This is a genomic window from Pseudomonas sp. Tav-5-1A (assembly GCF_055755055.1).
Map to the genome: position 1 here is coordinate 5,227,179 of NZ_CM146901.1, position 16,532 is coordinate 5,243,710.

The 16,532-nt window shown below is 65.7% G+C and carries 15 protein-coding genes; 5 read left to right on the forward strand and 10 right to left on the reverse strand.

Translation table 11 applies throughout. From position 1 onward, the window contains the following. Nucleotides 1–96: 96 nt before the first annotated feature. Nucleotides 97–981, reverse strand: coding sequence for a LysR family transcriptional regulator (locus tag AC0J42_RS23960; RefSeq protein WP_473004156.1), 885 nt, complete (start codon nt 979–981; stop codon nt 97–99). Between the two features lie 102 nt (nt 982–1,083). On the opposite strand from AC0J42_RS23960, the gene AC0J42_RS23965 reads away from it, so the two are divergent. The 4 genes from AC0J42_RS23965 (at nt 1,084) to nhaA (ending at nt 5,581) form a co-directional block, all read left to right on the forward strand. Beyond that, entirely contained in the window at nt 1,084–1,683 is a 600-nt protein-coding gene (locus AC0J42_RS23965; RefSeq protein ID WP_416426315.1) for a short chain dehydrogenase, read from the forward strand. A 62-nt stretch (nt 1,684–1,745) separates the two neighbouring features. Then, entirely contained in the window at nt 1,746–2,423 is a 678-nt protein-coding gene (locus tag AC0J42_RS23970; RefSeq protein ID WP_416426316.1) for a COG3650 family protein, read from the forward strand. Between the two features lie 113 nt (nt 2,424–2,536). After that, on the forward strand, nt 2,537–4,150 hold the full coding sequence (locus tag AC0J42_RS23975; RefSeq protein ID WP_473004158.1) for an NAD(P)/FAD-dependent oxidoreductase: 1,614 nt from the start codon (nt 2,537–2,539) through the stop codon (nt 4,148–4,150). 258 nt (nt 4,151–4,408) lie between these two features. Beyond that, nucleotides 4,409–5,581, forward strand: coding sequence for a Na+/H+ antiporter NhaA (nhaA, locus tag AC0J42_RS23980; protein ID WP_473004160.1), 1,173 nt, complete (start codon nt 4,409–4,411; stop codon nt 5,579–5,581). A 63-nt stretch (nt 5,582–5,644) separates the two neighbouring features. Here the strand turns inward: nhaA and AC0J42_RS23985 are convergent, their stop codons facing one another. From AC0J42_RS23985 to dinG, 6 genes are all read right to left on the reverse strand, one after another. Beyond that, nucleotides 5,645–6,109, reverse strand: a complete 465-nt coding sequence (locus tag AC0J42_RS23985) for an outer membrane lipoprotein (protein WP_416426319.1) — start codon at nt 6,107–6,109, stop codon at nt 5,645–5,647. 202 nt (nt 6,110–6,311) lie between these two features. Beyond that, the gene (gene pdxH / locus AC0J42_RS23990) at nt 6,312–6,959 is read right to left on the reverse strand and encodes a pyridoxamine 5'-phosphate oxidase (protein ID WP_473004163.1); all 648 of its coding nucleotides are present in this window, start codon (nt 6,957–6,959) and stop codon (nt 6,312–6,314) included. A gap of 18 nt (nt 6,960–6,977) precedes the next feature. After that, nucleotides 6,978–7,985 (reverse strand): OmpA family protein, encoded by a 1,008-nt coding sequence (locus AC0J42_RS23995; RefSeq protein WP_416426321.1) that lies wholly within the window; start codon nt 7,983–7,985, stop codon nt 6,978–6,980. A gap of 116 nt (nt 7,986–8,101) precedes the next feature. Next, nucleotides 8,102–9,247 carry a serine hydrolase domain-containing protein gene (locus tag AC0J42_RS24000; RefSeq protein ID WP_473004165.1) on the reverse strand — a complete coding sequence of 382 codons (1,146 nt, stop codon included), beginning with the start codon at nt 9,245–9,247 and terminating at the stop codon, nt 8,102–8,104. Between the two features lie 189 nt (nt 9,248–9,436). Then, on the reverse strand, nt 9,437–11,707 hold the full coding sequence (locus AC0J42_RS24005) for a beta-agarase (protein WP_473004167.1): 2,271 nt from the start codon (nt 11,705–11,707) through the stop codon (nt 9,437–9,439). Nucleotides 11,708–11,791: 84 nt separating this feature from the next. After that, nucleotides 11,792–13,936, reverse strand: coding sequence for an ATP-dependent DNA helicase DinG (dinG, locus tag AC0J42_RS24010; RefSeq protein WP_473004170.1), 2,145 nt, complete (start codon nt 13,934–13,936; stop codon nt 11,792–11,794). Nucleotides 13,937–14,032: 96 nt separating this feature from the next. Between dinG and AC0J42_RS24015 the strand changes: the two genes are divergently transcribed. Continuing rightward, a complete protein-coding gene (locus AC0J42_RS24015) occupies nt 14,033–14,497 on the forward strand; it encodes a CopD family protein (protein WP_473004171.1) in 465 nt (154 codons plus the stop codon). 6 nt (nt 14,498–14,503) lie between these two features. On the opposite strand, the gene AC0J42_RS24020 is transcribed toward AC0J42_RS24015, so the two are convergent. From AC0J42_RS24020 to AC0J42_RS24030, 3 genes are all read right to left on the reverse strand, one after another. Further along, nucleotides 14,504–15,262 (reverse strand): collagen-like protein, encoded by a 759-nt coding sequence (locus AC0J42_RS24020; RefSeq protein WP_473004172.1) that lies wholly within the window; start codon nt 15,260–15,262, stop codon nt 14,504–14,506. After that, the gene (locus AC0J42_RS24025) at nt 15,255–15,533 is read right to left on the reverse strand and encodes a DUF1145 domain-containing protein (RefSeq protein WP_473004173.1); all 279 of its coding nucleotides are present in this window, start codon (nt 15,531–15,533) and stop codon (nt 15,255–15,257) included. The genes AC0J42_RS24020 and AC0J42_RS24025 overlap by 8 nt, the downstream gene beginning before the upstream one ends. Nucleotides 15,534–15,737: 204 nt before the next feature. Next, nucleotides 15,738–16,463, reverse strand: a complete 726-nt coding sequence (locus AC0J42_RS24030) for a PA1041 family peptidoglycan-binding anchor lipoprotein (protein WP_473004174.1) — start codon at nt 16,461–16,463, stop codon at nt 15,738–15,740. Nucleotides 16,464–16,532: the final 69 nt, after the last annotated feature.

Genomic DNA, 16,532 nt, shown 5'->3' on the forward strand with positions numbered 1-16,532 from the left:
TAACCTGTAAACGATGTCTCCGGTTTAAAACGTAAAGGATGTATCCGGTTCACACCCTGGCAAGCCAGCTCCCACAAGGACAATTACAGCCACCGCCTACTGCGTCGACCAGGCCGCCAGGTAATCCGCCACCACCTGCACCCGGCGTGGCAAGCCACCCTGGTAAGGATGCACCAGGAAAAAAGGCGCGCTGGAGGTCTGGTACTCACGCAGCAGCCACACCAACCTGCCCTCTGCCAGGTCCTCGTGCAGCATGTATGACGGCAACCTGGCCACCCCGGCCCCCGCCAGCGCAGCTTTCTTCAGCAGGCTGTAATGGTTGCTGGCGAACGGCCCGGCCACGGCCACGCGGATCAGCTCATGCTGCAGGTGGTAGCGCCACTCCTCCCGTCCACTGTAGTGGCTGTTGAGCAGGCAGGCGTGCGCGGCCAGGTCCTGCGGGGTTTGCGGGGCCGGCCGCGCAGCCAGGTAGGCCGGGCTGGCGCAGGTAATCTCCTGCATGGTCAACAGCGGCCGCGCCACCAGGCGCTCGTCGCTGGCCACGCTCTCGCGCACCGCCAGGTCAAAGCCCTCGCGGGCCAGGTCGCGGTAGGCGTTGCTCAGGTCCAACTCCAGGCTGATCTGCGGGTAATCGCGGCCCAGCGCCAGCAGCAACCCTTCGAAAAAAGTCTCGCCCAGGGACACCGGCACCGTCAGCCGCACGGGCCCGGCCAGCTCGTCCTTCAGCTGCGCCAAAGCCCGATGGGCGCGCTGCATCTGCGCCACAAGGGCCTGCGCCTCCGGCAACAGCGCCGCGCCCGCCGCTGTAAGGCTCAAACGCCGGGTGCTGCGGTGCAGCAGTTGCACGCCGTGGCCGGCCTCCAGGGCGCTGATGCGCTTGGACAGCTGCCCCTTGCTCCAGCCCAGCTGCTCGGCGGCCCGGGTAAAGGTGCCCGCCTCGACCAGCATGGCGAAGGCCGCCAGGTCATCAAGTTCACTCATGGATTGTTTCCACACGAAAACCAAAGGTTGCCTATTAGAGGGATTATCCGCGAAAAGCAAATGCCTACACTGGTCGCACACTCTCCCCACGAGGATTCAGCCATGAAGATTCTGTTGCTGGGTGCCAGCGGCACCGTCGGTTCCGCCATCGCCAGCGAGCTTGCCCAGCGCCACGAGGTCGTTCGCGTGGGCCGCACCAGCGGTGACTTCCAGGTGGACATCAGCGACCCGGCTTCCATCCGCGCGCTGTTCGAGCAGACCGGGCGTTTCGATGCCCTGGTCAGCGCCGTAGGCAGCGTCACCTTCAAGCCACTGGGGGAAATGACCGACAGCGATTTCAGCCTCGGCCTGCACAACAAGCTGATGGGGCAGGTAAACCTGCTGTTGATCGGCCGCGAGTTCGCCAACGACGGCGCCTCGTTCACCCTGACCTCGGGCATTCTCAACCGCGACCCGATCCGCAGCGGCGCTTCGGCGGCCATGGTCAACGGCGCGCTGGACGCCTTCGTTCGCGCCGCAGCCATCGAACTGCCTCGCGGCCTGCGCATCAACGCCGTCAGCCCTACGGTGCTGGTGGAAGCCATGGGCAGCTACGCGCCTTACTTCCGCGGCTACAAGCCGGTGCCCGCCGCCGAGGTGGCACTGGCCTACGCCAAGAGCGTGGAAGGCCTGCAGACCGGCCAGGTGTTTATCGTCGGCTAGCGGGCCGCAGAATTTTCACTTCTGCTGTGCTAGGGTGCGCCCCACTGACCAGGAGGCCCCCGATGCGCGTTGCCCGTAATCTGCTGTGTTTTGCCCTGCTACCGCTGTTCGCCGGTTGCCAGCTGTTCGCCTCCGCGCCCAGCCAGCCTTCCCACGCCGACCTCACGCGCATGCAGGGCGTGCTGATGGGCAATAACGGCCACTTGCTGTTCCAGCCCTGCGGCGAACAGCGCCACTACACCGTCACCGATGTCGGCAATACCGGCGTGCTGCAGGAAGCCGCCGGCATCGTCGGCAAGTCCGGGCAGGTCTACGCCGACGTGCGCGGGCGCTTCGAGGCCAGCAAGACCGGTGGCCTGGACGGCACCATCGACCTGCGCCAGTTCTACCGCCTGGAACGCTCCACCACCGCCTGCAACGACCCCAACTTCAAGCTGCTGACCCTTCGCGCCGCCGGCACCGAGCCGTCGAAGTGGGAGCTGCGCGCCAGCGGCAAGGGCCTGGAACTGAGCCGCGCCGACCAGCCACCGCTGGCCGTGCCCTTCGTCGAGGAAACCCTGCCCGACGGCCGCCTGAGCCTGAGTACCGAGGCCAACGGCCTGAAGGTGGAATTGTGGGTGGCCCCCCAGCGCTGCGTAGACCCGACCACCGGCGGGGTGATGCAGATGAGCGCCGAATTGCGCGTCAATGACCAGCCATACCGGGGCTGCGCCTACTTCGGTGGCGCCCGCAACGACTGAAGATCTGCCGTCGGGCAGTTAAAACCTGACGGCAACCGCCTCCGAACGCTTATAATGGCCGGTTAGTGCAAAGCTGCCGGGTCAACCCTGTGGCCCGGATATTGGACCCTGTCATGTTACGAATCACCGAACTCAAACTGCCCCTGGACCACGCCGACGAGGCCCTGCGCCCGGCCATCGTGCAGCGCCTGGGGATCGCCGACGCCGATCTGCTGGACTTCACCCTGTTCAAGCGCAGCTACGACGCGCGCAAGAAGAACAGCGAGCTGCAATTCATCTACACCATCGACCTCAACGTGCGCGACGAAGCCGCCGTGCTGGCGCGCTTCGCCGAGGACCGCAACGTCGGCCCGGCGCCGGACGTCAGCTACAAGGTGGTGGGCCATGCCCCCGAAGGCCTGGAAGAGCGCCCACTGGTGGTCGGCTTCGGCCCGTGCGGCATCTTCGCCGCCCTGCTGCTGGCGCAGATGGGCTTCAAGCCGATCGTGCTGGAGCGTGGCAAGGAAGTGCGCCAGCGCACCAAGGACACCTGGGGCCTGTGGCGTAAAAGCGTGCTCAATCCCGAGTCCAACGTGCAGTTCGGCGAAGGCGGCGCAGGCACCTTCTCCGACGGCAAGCTGTACAGCCAGATCAAGGACCCGCTGCACCACGGCCGCAAAGTGCTGCACGAGTTCGTCAAATCCGGCGCGCCGGAAGAGATCCTCTACGTCAGCAAGCCGCACATCGGCACCTTCCGTCTCACCGGCATGGTCGAGACCATGCGCAAGGAGATCGAGGCCCTGGGCGGCGAGATTCGTTTCGAGCACAAGGTCACCGACCTGCTGATCGACAATGAACAACTGCAAGGCGTGGTGCTGGAGAATGGCGAACAGTTGATGTCCCGCCATGTGGTCATGGCCCTGGGCCACAGCGCCCGCGACACCTTCCGCATGCTGCACGCCCGCGGCGTGTTCATGGAAGCCAAGCCGTTCTCCATCGGCTTCCGCATCGAGCACCCACAAGGCCTGATCGACCAGGCGCGCCTGGGCAAGTACGCCGGCCACCCGAAGCTGGGCGCTGCCGACTACAAGCTGGTGCACCACGCCAAAAACGGCCGCTCGGTGTACAGCTTCTGCATGTGCCCGGGCGGCACCGTGGTAGCCGCCACTTCCGAGCCAGGCCGGGTGGTCACCAACGGCATGAGCCAGTACTCGCGTAACGAGCGCAATGCCAACTCGGGCATCGTCGTTGGCATCACCCCTGAGGTCGACTACCCGGGTGGCCCGCTGGCCGGCATCGAGCTGCAGGAAAAGCTGGAGTCCACCGCCTACCTGCTGGGTGGCAGCAACTACCAGGCGCCGGCGCAACTGGTGGGCGATTTCATCGCCAACACGCCGTCCACGGCCTTGGGTGACGTGGAACCTTCCTACAAACCGGGCGTGTCCCTGGGCGACCTGGCGCTGTCGCTGCCGGCCTTCGCCATCGAGGCGATCCGCGAAGCACTGCCGGCCTTCGACAAGCAGATCCGCGGCTTCGCCCGCCCGGACGCGATCCTCACCGGCATCGAGACCCGCACCTCGTCGCCGCTGCGCATCACCCGTGATGCCAGCTTCCAGAGCCTCAACGTCAAGGGCCTGTTCCCGGCCGGCGAAGGCGCTGGTTACGCCGGTGGCATCCTGTCCGCCGGCGTGGACGGCATCCGCATCGCCGAAGCCGTAGCCCGTAGCATGCTGGGCATCGACGCCTGATAACCCCTGTAGCAGCTGCCGAAGGCGGCGTCCGAAGCACTTGGGTGCTCAAGACGCAGCCTGCGGCAGCTGCTACGGGAAATGTCCTACATCCGAATCAGACACGTCCTATCTCCCCTGGCGTCCTTCGCTGTTAGGGTCCACTACCCTGCCTTGCCTGCCATTTTTGTTATAACAAAAACGAATATAACTTTTGTTTTAACAACTGCCGGTACGGGTTAGGGTGTCCCCCTTCGAACACCAGGATGGAGCGCGACCGTGCCTCTGCGTAGTACTTTGACACGTTTCTTTCAGTTGGAAGCGGCCAGCGGCCTGCTGCTGATCGCGGCCGCCGTGCTGGCGCTGATCATCAACAATTCGCCGCTTTCCGGCCTGTACAACAGTTTCCTCGACACGCCGGTAGTGGCCCAGGTTGGCGCCTTGCAAATCGCCAAGCCGCTGCTGCTGTGGATCAACGACGGGCTGATGGCGCTGTTTTTCCTGATCATTGGCCTGGAGGTGAAACGCGAAGTGCTGGAGGGCCAGCTGTCCAGCGTCTCGCAGGTAGCCCTGCCGGGCGCCGCAGCCATTGGCGGCATGGTGGTGCCGGCGCTGATCTTCTGGGCCCTGAACAAGGACAACCCCGCCGCCCTCAGTGGCTGGGCCATTCCCATGGCCACCGACATTGCCTTCGCCCTGGGCGTGCTGGCCCTGCTGGGCAAGCGCGTGCCGGTGTCGTTGAAGCTGTTCCTCATGACCCTGGCGATCATCGACGACCTGGGCGCCATCGTGGTCATCGCCCTGTTCTATTCGGGGGCCATCTCCAGCCTGGCGCTGATGCTGGCGGGCGCTTGCCTGCTGGCCCTGATCGCCATGAACCGCCTGGGGGTGGTGAAGCTGGCGCCCTACTTGGTGGTGGGCGCCATCCTTTGGGTGTGCGTGCTCAAGAGCGGCGTGCACGCGACCCTGGCGGGCGTCACCCTGGCCTTCTGCATTCCCTTGCGCACCCGCAACGCCGAGCCATCGCCGTCGCGCAGCCTGGAGCATGCCCTGCACCCCTGGGTGGCCTACGCCATCCTGCCGCTGTTTGCCTTCGCCAACGCCGGCGTGCCACTGGCGGGCGTGACCCTGGAAAGCTTCACCCACCACGTGCCGTTGGGCATCGCCACCGGCTTGCTGGTGGGCAAGACCCTGGGCGTGTTCGGCCTGACCTGGCTGGCGATCAAGGCAGGCCTGGCGGCACTGCCCGAAGGCGCCAGCTGGAGGCAGCTGCTGGGGGTGTCGATACTGTGCGGCATCGGCTTTACCATGAGCCTGTTCGTCGGCTCGTTGGCCTACGTGCCGGGGCAAAGCCCGTTCGCCGGCGAGGACCGCATGGGCATCCTGACGGGTTCGATCCTGGCGGCGTTCATCGGTTATGCGGTGACGGCGATGGCCAGCCGCAAAGCCTGACCTGGCCATGCGGCACAAAAAAACCCGGCCTAGGCCGGGTTTTTCGTGTGCTGCGTGCGGGTATCAGTGCGAAACGCGGCTGGTACCGTCCACGGTCATGATGCGCACACGCTCGCCGACGCGGAAGATCTCGTTTTCCTGCACCTGCTGCACGTAGGCACGCATGCTGCCGTCGTCTTCGCGCACGGTGATTTCCACGCCCTGGGCGCGGGTCATGCCTTCTTCGGCAGCGGAGCCTACCAGGCCACCGGCCACGGCGCCGATCACGGCAGTGATGATGCTGCCACGGCCGCCACCGATGGCGCTACCGGCCACGCCGCCGACCACGGCGCCGGCGCCAGCGCCGATCGGGGTCTTGGTGCCTTCGATTTTCACCGGGCGCAGGGACTCGATGGTGCCCATGCGCACGGTTTGCACACGACGTGCTTCATCACGCGAGTAGGTGTCGCCCTGCAGGTTGGAGACGCAACCACCCAGGAACAGGGACGAAGTCGTGAAGCAGGCAAGAAGCAGTGCGGATTTACGCATGAAAATTCTCCGTGGGGCGTAGGTGCCCATTAAACGCTGGCCGTCGCAGGGTGTCACGACGCCAGCTGTAATAAATTGCGTCCATTCAGCTGAAGTACAGCCGTTCTGGCGGGCTTTGGAGGGCCGACGAAATGGCACGCTTGCGTGCAATCATGCCACATCGTCTGGACAACTGAGGAGAGGAAAAGGTCTGCCGCGCCGATCAGGGGGCCAGGCGCTCGCGCTGCCAGGCCTGGTCCACCAGGCGGTAGTTGAGCCGATCGTGCAGGCGGCTGGAGCGCCCCTGCCAGAACTCGATGCGCTCGGGCACAAGGCGGAAGCCGCCCCAGTGCTCGGGACAGTGGGGCTGGGTGTCGCTGAAGCGCTGCTCGGTGGCCTTGAGCAGGCCCTCGAGTTCAGCGCGGTCGGCGATCACTCGGCTCTGCGGCGAGGCCCAGGCACCCAGGCGGCTGCCCAGCGGGCGCACCTGGAAGTAGGCGTCGGACTCGTCATGGCTGACCTTGCTCACCCGCCCTTCGATGCGCACCTGGCGCTCCAGGGTGGGCCAGAAGAACGTCATGGCGGCAAAGGGGTTGGCGTCCAGCTGCCGGCCCTTGTCGCTTTCGTAGTTGGTGAAGAAGGTAAACCCCTGGGGGTCCAGGGCCTTGAGCAACAGCACGCGGCAGTGTGGCCGGCCCTGTGCATCGACGGTGGCCAACGTCATGGCGTTGGCCTCCACGGGCGCTTGCTCGGTGGCAAGCGCTTCTTCGAACCAGCGCGTGAACAGCGCAAACGGCTCGACCGGGGCATTCGCCTCGGTCAGGCCGTCACGGGTGTAGTCACGGCGCATGTCGGCGAGTGCCTGGGTCATTGCGCGCTTCCTGGACTATCAGTTCTGGGTCTGGGCTACCGCGTCAGCCTTTTTCTTGGCCGGCGCTGCCGCCTTGGCAGGGGTCACTTTCTTCTTGGCCGCGGGTTTGGCCGGGGCCTTCTTCGCGGTGGCTTTCTTGGCCGCGGCTTTCTTGCTGGCCGGCGCCGGTGCTACCACTGGCTTGACGTCCTGGGTGGCGACCATTTCGGCCACTGGCGGCGTTGGCGAGTTGTACTTGGCAACCAGGGCCACCATGGTTTCCTGCGGTGTCAGCAGGATTTCGACACGGCGGTTCAGGGCACGGCCCTGAGCGCTGTCGTTGGCGGCACGTGGCATCAGCGAGCCCATGCCACGCATGGCCAGGCGCTTACGGTCCAGGCCGCTCAGGTGGAAGATGGCAGCCACGGAACCCGCACGCTTCTGGCTGATTTCCTGCACGTCGGCGGCGCCGCTCGCGTCAGCGTGGCCCAGGACCAGCACGGCGGTCTTGGGGTCGTTCTCGACGGCCTTGGCGATGTTGGTGATGGGGCTCAGGGTGATAGGCAGCAGCAGTTCGGGACGGCGCGGGTTGAAGCTGCTGTCGATCGGGGCGATGACCACCAGCACGTCTTCGCGGCGCTCGACCTGGAAGTTGCTGCCCTTGACCGCTTCACGCACTTTCGGCTCGTAGCTGTCGAGCCACGCCTGGGTCATCTTGGTGTCGATCTTGGGCACCACGGCAACAGCCGGGGCGGCTGGCTTGGCGGCATCGCTGCTGCCGCCGAACGGCCAGTACCAGTGCTTGCCGGTGTCGGCAGGCGCGGCAGCAACGGCAGGGGCAACTACAGGGGCGGCTGCAGACTTGGCTTCATCCTTGGCAACTTTGTCGTTGATCGCGCCGGCCACGTTCTTGTCGGCCGCGTGGTCCGCAGCACCGAACGGCCACCAGCGGAAGCCGCTGTTGTCTGCCGTGCTGTTCTGTGGAGTCTGGGCGCAACCGGTCACGGCCAGGCACAGGGCAAACGCGATGGATTTATTGGAGTACATAAGCTTTCCACAAGGATGAGGTTGATACAAAGCGGGTTAGAAAACCCGTTTAAACCGTTGATTTGATATTAGATGAATCGACCGCTTGCAACTGCCCGTCGGTCGATTCGCGCAGTTTATAGACAAGTGGCAAGTACCCGCACCAGCTTTTGTGCGCGCGGGTCCATCAGGATGTACGGGCCCAGCGTGTTGGTGACGAAACCGAAGGCCACGTCGTGCTCGGGATCGGCAAAACCAACCGAGCCACCGGCGCCAGGATGGCCGAACGCCTTGGCCCCGAGGCCGAAGGTGGCGTTGGCCAGGGCCGGCTGGTCGAGCATGCAGCCCAGGCCGAAACGGGTCGGGGTCAGCAGGGTCTTGTCCGGGCCAACGCTGTGCTCGCGGGTCAGTTCGCCCAGCAGTTCGGGCTCCAGCAGGCTGCCGTCGAGCAGCCCGCTGTAGAAGCCCGCCAGGCTGCGGGCATTGCCGTGGCCATTGGCCGCTGGCTGCTGCATGCGCCGCCACTCGGGCTTGTTGGTGCTGGTGAGTACCGACGGCGGGTTGGTGAAGGCACGGGTGCTCATGGCGGTGGGCTCGCGCATGGTGACCTGCAGCAGGCGCTGGGCGGCTTCGTCGCCCATGTTGCCCTTGCCACGGGCGATATGCGCGACGCGATGGAACTCCGAGTCGGCCAGGCCGACGTGGAAGTCCAGTCCCAGGGGGCGGGCGACCCGGGCGACGATGGACTCACCGGGGCCGCGGCCATCGGCACGGCGCAGCAGCTCGCCCACCAGCCAGCCGTAGGTGATGGCGGCGTAGCCGTGGCCGGTGCCCGGCGTCCACCAGGGCGCCTCGGCCGCCAGCGCATCGACCATCACCTGCCAGTCATACAGGGCCTCGGGCGGCAGCAGCTCGCGCAGCGCCGGCAGGCCGGCCTGGTGGCAGAGCAGCTGGCGCAGGGTGATGTTTTCCTTGCCGGCCGCAGCGAACTCGGGCCAGTAGCGGGCCACGGGCAGGTCGAGGTCGAGCTTGCCCTCGCCCACCAGTTGCAGCGCCGTGACGGCCGTGAAGGTCTTGGTGCAGGAGAACAGGTTGGCGATGGTGTCGCTGTGCCAGGCTTCCTGGCCGTCCTTGTCGGCGGTGCCCGCCCACAGGTCGATGACCGTCCGCCCGCCCACCTGGATGCACAGCGCTGCGCCACGCTCCTGGGGATCGTCGAACAAGGCGGAAAACGCCTCGCGCACCGCTTCGAATTGAAGCTCGTAATGACCCTGAATCTGCACCCAGTGACTCCTGCACGACATTGAACGAAGTGGCCGGCATTGTTTCAGCCCTTGGGGCTTTTGTGAACAGATGCCGGTCAGTTGGTGGGTATCTTTCTGCATACAGCGTGTAACTGCTGCTGCGAGGGAAATGGCCTGGACCGCAGGGCGCGGCCTTCCCGCGGATGGCCGCCCCGCCGCTGCTACAGGTTATTTGTGGGCTGCGCTGCCTTTGTCGCCTTTCTCGGCCGGGGCTGGTGCGGGCAGGGTCTTGGCCAGTTGGTCGAGGGTGTCCTGGTTGCTCTTGCGCACCGCGGCGATGAAACCCTGGTACGGCACGTCGGTGATGCCCACCAGGCCGAAGTGGCCGTTCTCGCCGTCCAGCAGGCGGCCCGTCACGGGCTGGTCGAGGTACTGGAACCAGTGCACGCCGACGATCGTCGGTTCCTGCAAGGCCGCCTTGAGGAAGCCGGCGTAGGCGTTGCCACGGTCCTCTTCCTTGGCCACTTCCATGGGGCCAGGCCAGAACGGGCCGCGGTCGCGGGAGCCGAAGGTGAACTCGGAGACCAGCACCGGCTTGTCCAACTGGCGCAGGCGGGCGAAGTCATAGCCGTCCTGGGGCTTGGGCGTATAGAAATTGAAGCTGAGCACGTCGCAGTACTGCGCGCACGAGTCCACCGCCTCGGGGCTGGACACGGCGTAGCGGCCACCCAGCAGCAGGTGGTTGGGCGCATGCCACTTCAGGGCGTCGGCGATGGTCTTGAAGTAGGTGTCGGCGAACACGCGCTGGAACTGCTTGAGGTCGGCCTCGATCTCCGGGTGTTCCGGGTTGGGCAGCGGCGCCTCGAAGCCGGGGTCTTCCATCAGTTCCCAGGCCGGCAGGCTGATGCCCCAGGCCTTGGACAGGCCCTCCTGGTTGCGGTATTTGTCACGCAGCTGCTTGAGGAACGCGCGCTTGGCCGGCACGTCGGTGGTCTGGCGCAGGGTGCCGTAGGCCAGCGCATAGCGCGATTTCGGGTCGTTGCCGGGGCCGGCCCAGGCCAGTTCGTTGTCGGCGAAGTAGCCAATCAGGAATGGGTCGTCGCGGTGGTCGCGGGCGGCGATGGCCACGGCACGCTCGGTGGCCATGGCGAAACGCGGGTCGAACGGGTCAGGCATGCGTCCCCACCAGTCCATGCCGGTGCTGATGCTGGCGTAATCGCCGACAATCGACAACGGCAGCACGTAGGGCACCCGCTGGTTGCCTTCCAGCGCCGGCGCGCTCCAGTTGCCCAACGTGTTGAAGCCCCAGGCCTGCAGGCGGTCCAGGGTGTGCTGCTGCCAGCGCATGGCATCGAACGGCTGCTTCGCGCACGGCGCCTGGGCCGTTGGCGTGCACGGCGTGGCATAGGTGCGTTGCAGGTTGGCGCCATAGAAGTCGAACCAGCGACCGCTGCCGAACCCACGGCCCACGGACGAGCCGTTGCCGTCCTGGTTGTTGCTTTGCCCGTAGTACTGGGCCTCGGGCTCGTCGGCCTTGGGCAGGTGGGTGAACATCCACTCACGGCCCTGCACGTAGGTGCGGTCGTTGTCGGCGGCCACGGCGTTCACGCCCAGGGAATAGAACGGGTGCCCTTCGGGGGTCACCAGGTACCAGCGGCCATCGCGCTTTTCGGTGCGGAAGAAGCCACTGGCGTTGAACGCCGGCCCCTGGACCAGGCCACCGAACTTGTCCAGCGGTGCCTTGCCGCGCTCGGCCAGCCAGCCCTTGAGCTGCTGCTGTTCGCGGCTGGCGGCGGCCTTGAGCTGATCGTCACTGCTGACCTTTTCCGGCCAGCGCCCACGGTTGAACTGCCCGTACTCGTCGACCAGGTCGGCGTAGGCAGCCTTCTGCAGCTCATCGCCCTCCACCACGCCGAAGCGTTCGAGCAGGATGTTCTGGGCCACCGCCGGCTTGTCCATGGACAGGGTCACCGACACCACCTGGCTGGCGGTCAGCTCGCCCTGGCTGCTGGCCAGCAGGGTGCGCTGACCGTCATGCATCCACGGCATCGGCGGGCCTGCGCGCATGCCCTGGCTGAGGGCCGAATTGGCCTGCAGCGGGATGACCAGGGTCTGCGCCGGGCCGGCCGGCAGGTCGATGCGGCTGGTCAGGGTCTTGCCGTCGTTGCTCTGGATTTTCACGTACAGGGTCACCGCCCAGTCCATGGCGCTCTGGGCACGCAGGGTCATGGCGCTGTCGGCAGACCAGTCCCAGGCCCCGGCCTGGGGCTTGAGGGTGAGGCTCGGCGCGGCCACCGGGTTGAACGTCACCCGGCGCAACACCTCCCCTTCGGCCGTCTGTTCGGCGTTGTACTGCGGCAGGCTGGCATCCGCGACCGTCACCTGTACCACATCGGCGGGACGGACGAAGTTGAACAGCGTCTGCTGCGCACCGGGGGCCGCCAACAGCGGGGTGGTGCACAGCAGTGCGAATACAGCGGGTAACGAACGGCGAATCATGGGGTTCCAGCTCTCCTTGATGGCCGGTGTCGGCCTCGGTCAGGGTTATAGACAGCAAAGCAGGGATTTTTCACCCTGCGTGCTTCAGGAAATTTCGCGACGGAATGGCGGCAGCGCGTTGAGGATTGCCTTGCCGTAGCGCTGGGTGACCAGGCGGCGGTCCAGCAGGGTGATGGTGCCGCGGTCCTGTTCGGTGCGCAGCAACCGGCCACAGGCCTGGATCAGCTTCAGGGACGCGTCGGGCACGGCGATTTCCATGAACGGATTGCCGCCCCGCGCTTCGATCCACTCGGCCAGGGCCGCTTCCACCGGGTCGTCCGGCACGGCGAAGGGGATCTTGGCGATGACCACGTGCTCGCAGTAGGCACCCGGCAAGTCGACACCTTCGGCGAAGCTGGCCAGGCCGAACAGCACGCTGGAATCGCCGCCATCGACGCGCGCCTTGTGCTTGTTCAAGGTTTCCTGCTTGGACAGGTTGCCCTGGATGAACACCTGCTTGCGCCAGTCGCGGTCCAGGCCGTCGAACACGTCCTGCATCTGCCGGCGCGAGGAGAACAGCACCAGGGTGCCGCGCGAGCCTTCCACCAGGCCGGGCAGGTCGCGAATGATGGCCGCGGTGTGCGCCGTGGCGTCGCGCGGGTCGGCGCGCAGGTCTGGCACGCGCAGCAAACCAGCATCCGCGTGGTGGAACGGGCTGGGCACTACGGCGGTAACAGCCGTCTTGGGCAGGCCCGAGCGCATGCGGAAACGGTCGAACTTGCCCAGCGCAGTCAGGGTGGCCGAGGTCACCACCGCACCATGGGCGACGTTCCACAGGTTGCGCCGCAGCATCTCGGCGGCCAGGATGGGGCTGGCGTTGACCTCGATGTCGAACATGGCGCCGGCCTCGGCCAGGGTCAACCAGCGCGCCATGGGCGGGCTGTCTTCCGGGTCCTCGGCGGTGAAAGCGGTCCACAGCTCCCAGTTGCCCTGGGCGCGGGACTGCAGGCTGCCGAACAGCGGATACCATTCCTCGGCCTGGTGGCTGGGGATGCCGATACTCTTCTCGGCGTCCATGCCTTCCTTGAGCAAGTCGGCCAGGCGGGTGAACAGGTCATTGAGACGGGCAAAGCCCTTCTTCAGCTCGATGCCCATTTCACGCATGTGCTCGGGCACCACGCCGCCGACGAAGCGATGGCGTGGGCGTTCGCGGCCTTCCATGTCCTCGCCGGCGCGGAAATCGGCCAGTTGCTCGCAGGCACTGAACATGAACTGCTGGTGGGTCTTGATCTCGCGCGCCAGCTCCGGCACCTGCTCGATCCACTTGCCCAGGTCACCCGGCAGCGGGTGCTGGGCCAGCAGTTTGGTAAGGTTCTTGGCCGTGCTTTCCAGCCAGTCGGCGGTGGAGCGCAGGCGGGTGTAATGGGCGAAATGGCCGATGGCCTTGTCCGGCAGGTGGTGGCCTTCGTCGAACACGTACATGGTGTCGCGCGGGTCGGGCAGGACGGCGCCGCCGCCCAGGGCCAGGTCGGCCAGCACCATGTCGTGGTTGGTGACGATCACGTCGACCTTGCCCATGCCTTCGCGGGCCTTGTAGAAGGCGCACTGCTGGAAGTTGGGGCAATGGCGGCTGGTGCACTGGCTATGGTCGGTGGTGACGCGCGCCCAGTCCTTGTCTTCCAGGGCGGTTGCCCAGCTGTCGCGATCACCGTCCCATTTGTTGCCGGCCAGCTTCTCGATCATGCTGGTGAACAGCTTCTGGCTGGCTTCGTCCACCTCGATGCGGAAGCCCTCCTCCTCGAACAGCTGGGCGGTGGCGGTCTGCGCGTGGCCTTCCTGCAACAGGATGTCGAGCTTGGACAGGCACAGGTAGCGCCCACGGCCCTTGGCCAGCGAGAACGTGAAGTTCAGGCCGCTGTTCTTCATCAGGTCCGGCAGGTCCTTGTAGACGATCTGCTCCTGCAGGGCGACGGTGGCCGTGGCAATGACCAGGCGCTTGCCCGCTTCCTTGGCAGCCGCGATCGCCGCCAGGCTGTAGGCCACGGTCTTGCCGGTGCCGGTGCCGGCCTCGACGGCCACCACGGCGCATTCGCCCGAGCGACGCCCTTCGTCGTCACACTCGATGTCGCCCAGTACCTTGGCGACTTCGGCGATCATCAAGCGCTGGCCATAGCGAGGCTTGAGGCTCTTGGCTTCGAGGAAACGCGTGTAGGCGCCCTGGATCTGGGTTTTGAGTTGGTTGCTGATCATGATTCTGGGGCGTGAACGCCTGGATAAATTTTCAGTGTTTCATTAAGGGCCGCTATCATACCCCGCTAAACCCTCGCGCGCTGAACGGAGATCCACATGGCTGCATATGCCCCCCTCTACACCTTGCATGTCTGGGCAGCACTCATCTGGGTGGGCGGCATGTTCTTCGCCTGGCTGGTGCTGCGCCCGGCGGCGGTTACAGCCCTGGAGGCACCTGCGCGGCTGAAGCTGTGGGTGGAAGTTTTCCGACGCTTTTTTCTCTGGGTCTGGCTGGCCGTGCTGATTCTTCCGATAAGTGGCATCGCCATGATCCAGATCAGCTTCAGCGGGTTCGAGACCGCGCCGCGCTACGTGCAGGTGATGATGGGCCTGTACCTGGTGATGGTGGCGTTGTTCATTCGCATCACCCTGCTGCAGTTGCCGACCTTCAATACGGCGGTCCAGGCCCAGGACTGGGCCACGGCGGGTACCAGCCTGGCGCAGATACGCCGGCTGGTGGGCATCAACCTGATCATCGGGTTCCTGCTGGTGGCGGTGGCCGCGGCGCGGCCACCGTTCTGACGCTGCCTACAGGCGCTGCACCGTCAGCGCGCCCGGCTGGCCGGCAATACCGGGTTCGCCCGGCTGGCCAGGGCGGCCGGCCTTGGCACCGGCAGTGCTATAGATGAAGCAGCCCTTGGCCTTGCCACCGGCACCGGCCTTGCCCGCTGCGCCCGCCAGGCCGCCGACGCCGCCGTCGAGTTGCACCTTGATGGCGTCGTTGGGATAGTCGCGTGGCACCTGCAGGCGCACTTGCGCGCCGTTGGCGCCGTCATGGCCATTGCCGCCATTGAGGCCATCGGCACCGCGGCCGGCCTCGCCCCACAGGCAGCCCGGCGCCTGGCCATTGGCGCCGTCGAGGCCGAAGTAGCCCGGCGCGCCGGCGCCACCACGGGCGTCCACCGCCAGTTGCGGGCCTTGCAGCGCTTGCAGTTGCAGCACCAGGTTGCGCCCAGGCAGCGCGGCCTTCTCGTAGGTGCCGGGGGCACCACGGGCAAGAATCTGGCTGCCTTCGCCCAGTTCGGCGCGGCGCGCCTCGATACGCAGCTCCTGCTGGCCCGGCACGATGGCGATGCGCGCCTCATGGCCCAGGCGCAGCTCGCCCACCTTCAGTTCCACCAGGTTGTCCGGCACCAGCAGGGTGGCGTAGTCCTCCACCACCAGGCGGTCGAGGGTCAGCACGCCGTCCTTGCCCGGCAGACGCATCAATGAATGAGGTTCGACACTCAGGCTTTCGGCCATCGCCAAAGGCGTGAACAACGCCGCTACCAGACACAACCTACGCATTGTTGCTCTCCTGCACCGACCGGGTCGGAATTGAACGCACATGAAATATACCCACCAGCAGGATCTGCAGGCGGTCAAACCAGGGATGGGTGCGGCCACGCAGGCTGGCCTGGAACAGCAGGACTTCCAGCACGTGCAGAAGCATCAGCGTCGCGCCGGTGAAGTTGATCAGCGTGCGGAACGGATGTGTCATGGGCATGAGCAGATTCACCAGCACCACCCACCAGAACAACACCGTCAAGGCCTTGCCCAGGGTACACCACCACGCCATGCCCGCCCCCATTGATTATTCTTTCCCCGCACAGTAACGCCGGGGTGGTGTTTGTGCCATATCTGCATGAACAAAAAATGACAGTATTGTGCTGACAATCCGTAGCCGCTGCCGCCAGGCTGCGCTGGCCGGTGTGAACCCTGAAGAACTTCAGCGCAGCACAGGACCAGCGCAGCCTGGCGGCAGCGGCTACAGCACGCGTGACTAGCGGTTGATGTGCAGCTCCACGCGGCGGTTTTTCGCCCGGCCCTCGTCGGTGTCGTTGTCGGCCACCGGCTTGCGTTCGCCGTCGCCTTCGCTGGTCACCTTGTTGGCAGGCACGCCCTGGCTGATCAGGAACTTCGCCACGCTGTCGGCACGCCGCTCCGAGAGCTTCTGGTTGTAGGCATCGCTGCCCTTGCTGTCGGTATTGCCCACCACCTTGATGCTCACCACGTCGGCGGCCTTGAGCTTGTCGAGCAAGGCGACCAGCTGGTTGCGCGCCTCCTGGGTCAGGGCCGAGGAATCGAAGGCAAACAGCACGTTGCCGGCGTCGCTCAGGGTGATCACTTCCTCGGGTACGGGGTTGGGTTCAGGGGCCTTCACGGTTGCCGGGTACTGCGGCAACGGGCAACCCATGTGGTCCACCGGGGTGTTGGGCGGGGTGCCCGGGCAATGGTCGCGGCGGTCGAACACGCCGTCGCCGTCCTCGTCGCCATCCTGCGCGTAACAGATCAAGCCACCGGTGATCGCGCCCAAAACCCCCAGGCCGCCGGCCCAGGAAGAGCTCTTGATGGCGCCTAGGCCGCCACCCACCACACCACCGATAAGGCTGCAGATAGGCCAGTTCCTATGATTGAGCGGGGCACTGCCATCACTGGTAGTGGCGCAACCGGAGAGAACACTGCTGACCAGAAGAACGGGAAGTGCTGCCCGCCAGATTAATCTCATATGAATGCTCCTGTGTCACCGGCCGGTGCCGGTAACACAGGAGTAAAGACCGGCCTGTGAAATTCACAA

What these genes read in the sequence shown, in the direction of transcription:
- AC0J42_RS23960 (WP_473004156.1), bottom strand. Translation starts at nt 981, where the DNA reads ATGAGTGAACTTGATGACCTGGCGGCCTTCGCCATGCTGGTCGAGGCG.
- AC0J42_RS23965 (WP_416426315.1), top strand. Translation starts at nt 1,084, where the DNA reads ATGAAGATTCTGTTGCTGGGTGCCAGCGGCACCGTCGGTTCCGCCATC.
- AC0J42_RS23970 (WP_416426316.1), top strand. Translation starts at nt 1,746, where the DNA reads ATGCGCGTTGCCCGTAATCTGCTGTGTTTTGCCCTGCTACCGCTGTTC.
- AC0J42_RS23975 (WP_473004158.1), top strand. Translation starts at nt 2,537, where the DNA reads ATGTTACGAATCACCGAACTCAAACTGCCCCTGGACCACGCCGACGAG.
- AC0J42_RS23985 (WP_416426319.1), bottom strand. Translation starts at nt 6,109, where the DNA reads ATGCGTAAATCCGCACTGCTTCTTGCCTGCTTCACGACTTCGTCCCTG.
- pdxH (WP_473004163.1), bottom strand. Translation starts at nt 6,959, where the DNA reads ATGACCCAGGCACTCGCCGACATGCGCCGTGACTACACCCGTGACGGC.
- AC0J42_RS23995 (WP_416426321.1), bottom strand. Translation starts at nt 7,985, where the DNA reads ATGTACTCCAATAAATCCATCGCGTTTGCCCTGTGCCTGGCCGTGACC.
- AC0J42_RS24005 (WP_473004167.1), bottom strand. Translation starts at nt 11,707, where the DNA reads ATGATTCGCCGTTCGTTACCCGCTGTATTCGCACTGCTGTGCACCACC.
- dinG (WP_473004170.1), bottom strand. Translation starts at nt 13,936, where the DNA reads ATGATCAGCAACCAACTCAAAACCCAGATCCAGGGCGCCTACACGCGT.
- AC0J42_RS24015 (WP_473004171.1), top strand. Translation starts at nt 14,033, where the DNA reads ATGGCTGCATATGCCCCCCTCTACACCTTGCATGTCTGGGCAGCACTC.
- AC0J42_RS24020 (WP_473004172.1), bottom strand. Translation starts at nt 15,262, where the DNA reads ATGCGTAGGTTGTGTCTGGTAGCGGCGTTGTTCACGCCTTTGGCGATG.
- AC0J42_RS24025 (WP_473004173.1), bottom strand. Translation starts at nt 15,533, where the DNA reads ATGGCGTGGTGGTGTACCCTGGGCAAGGCCTTGACGGTGTTGTTCTGG.
- AC0J42_RS24030 (WP_473004174.1), bottom strand. Translation starts at nt 16,463, where the DNA reads ATGAGATTAATCTGGCGGGCAGCACTTCCCGTTCTTCTGGTCAGCAGT.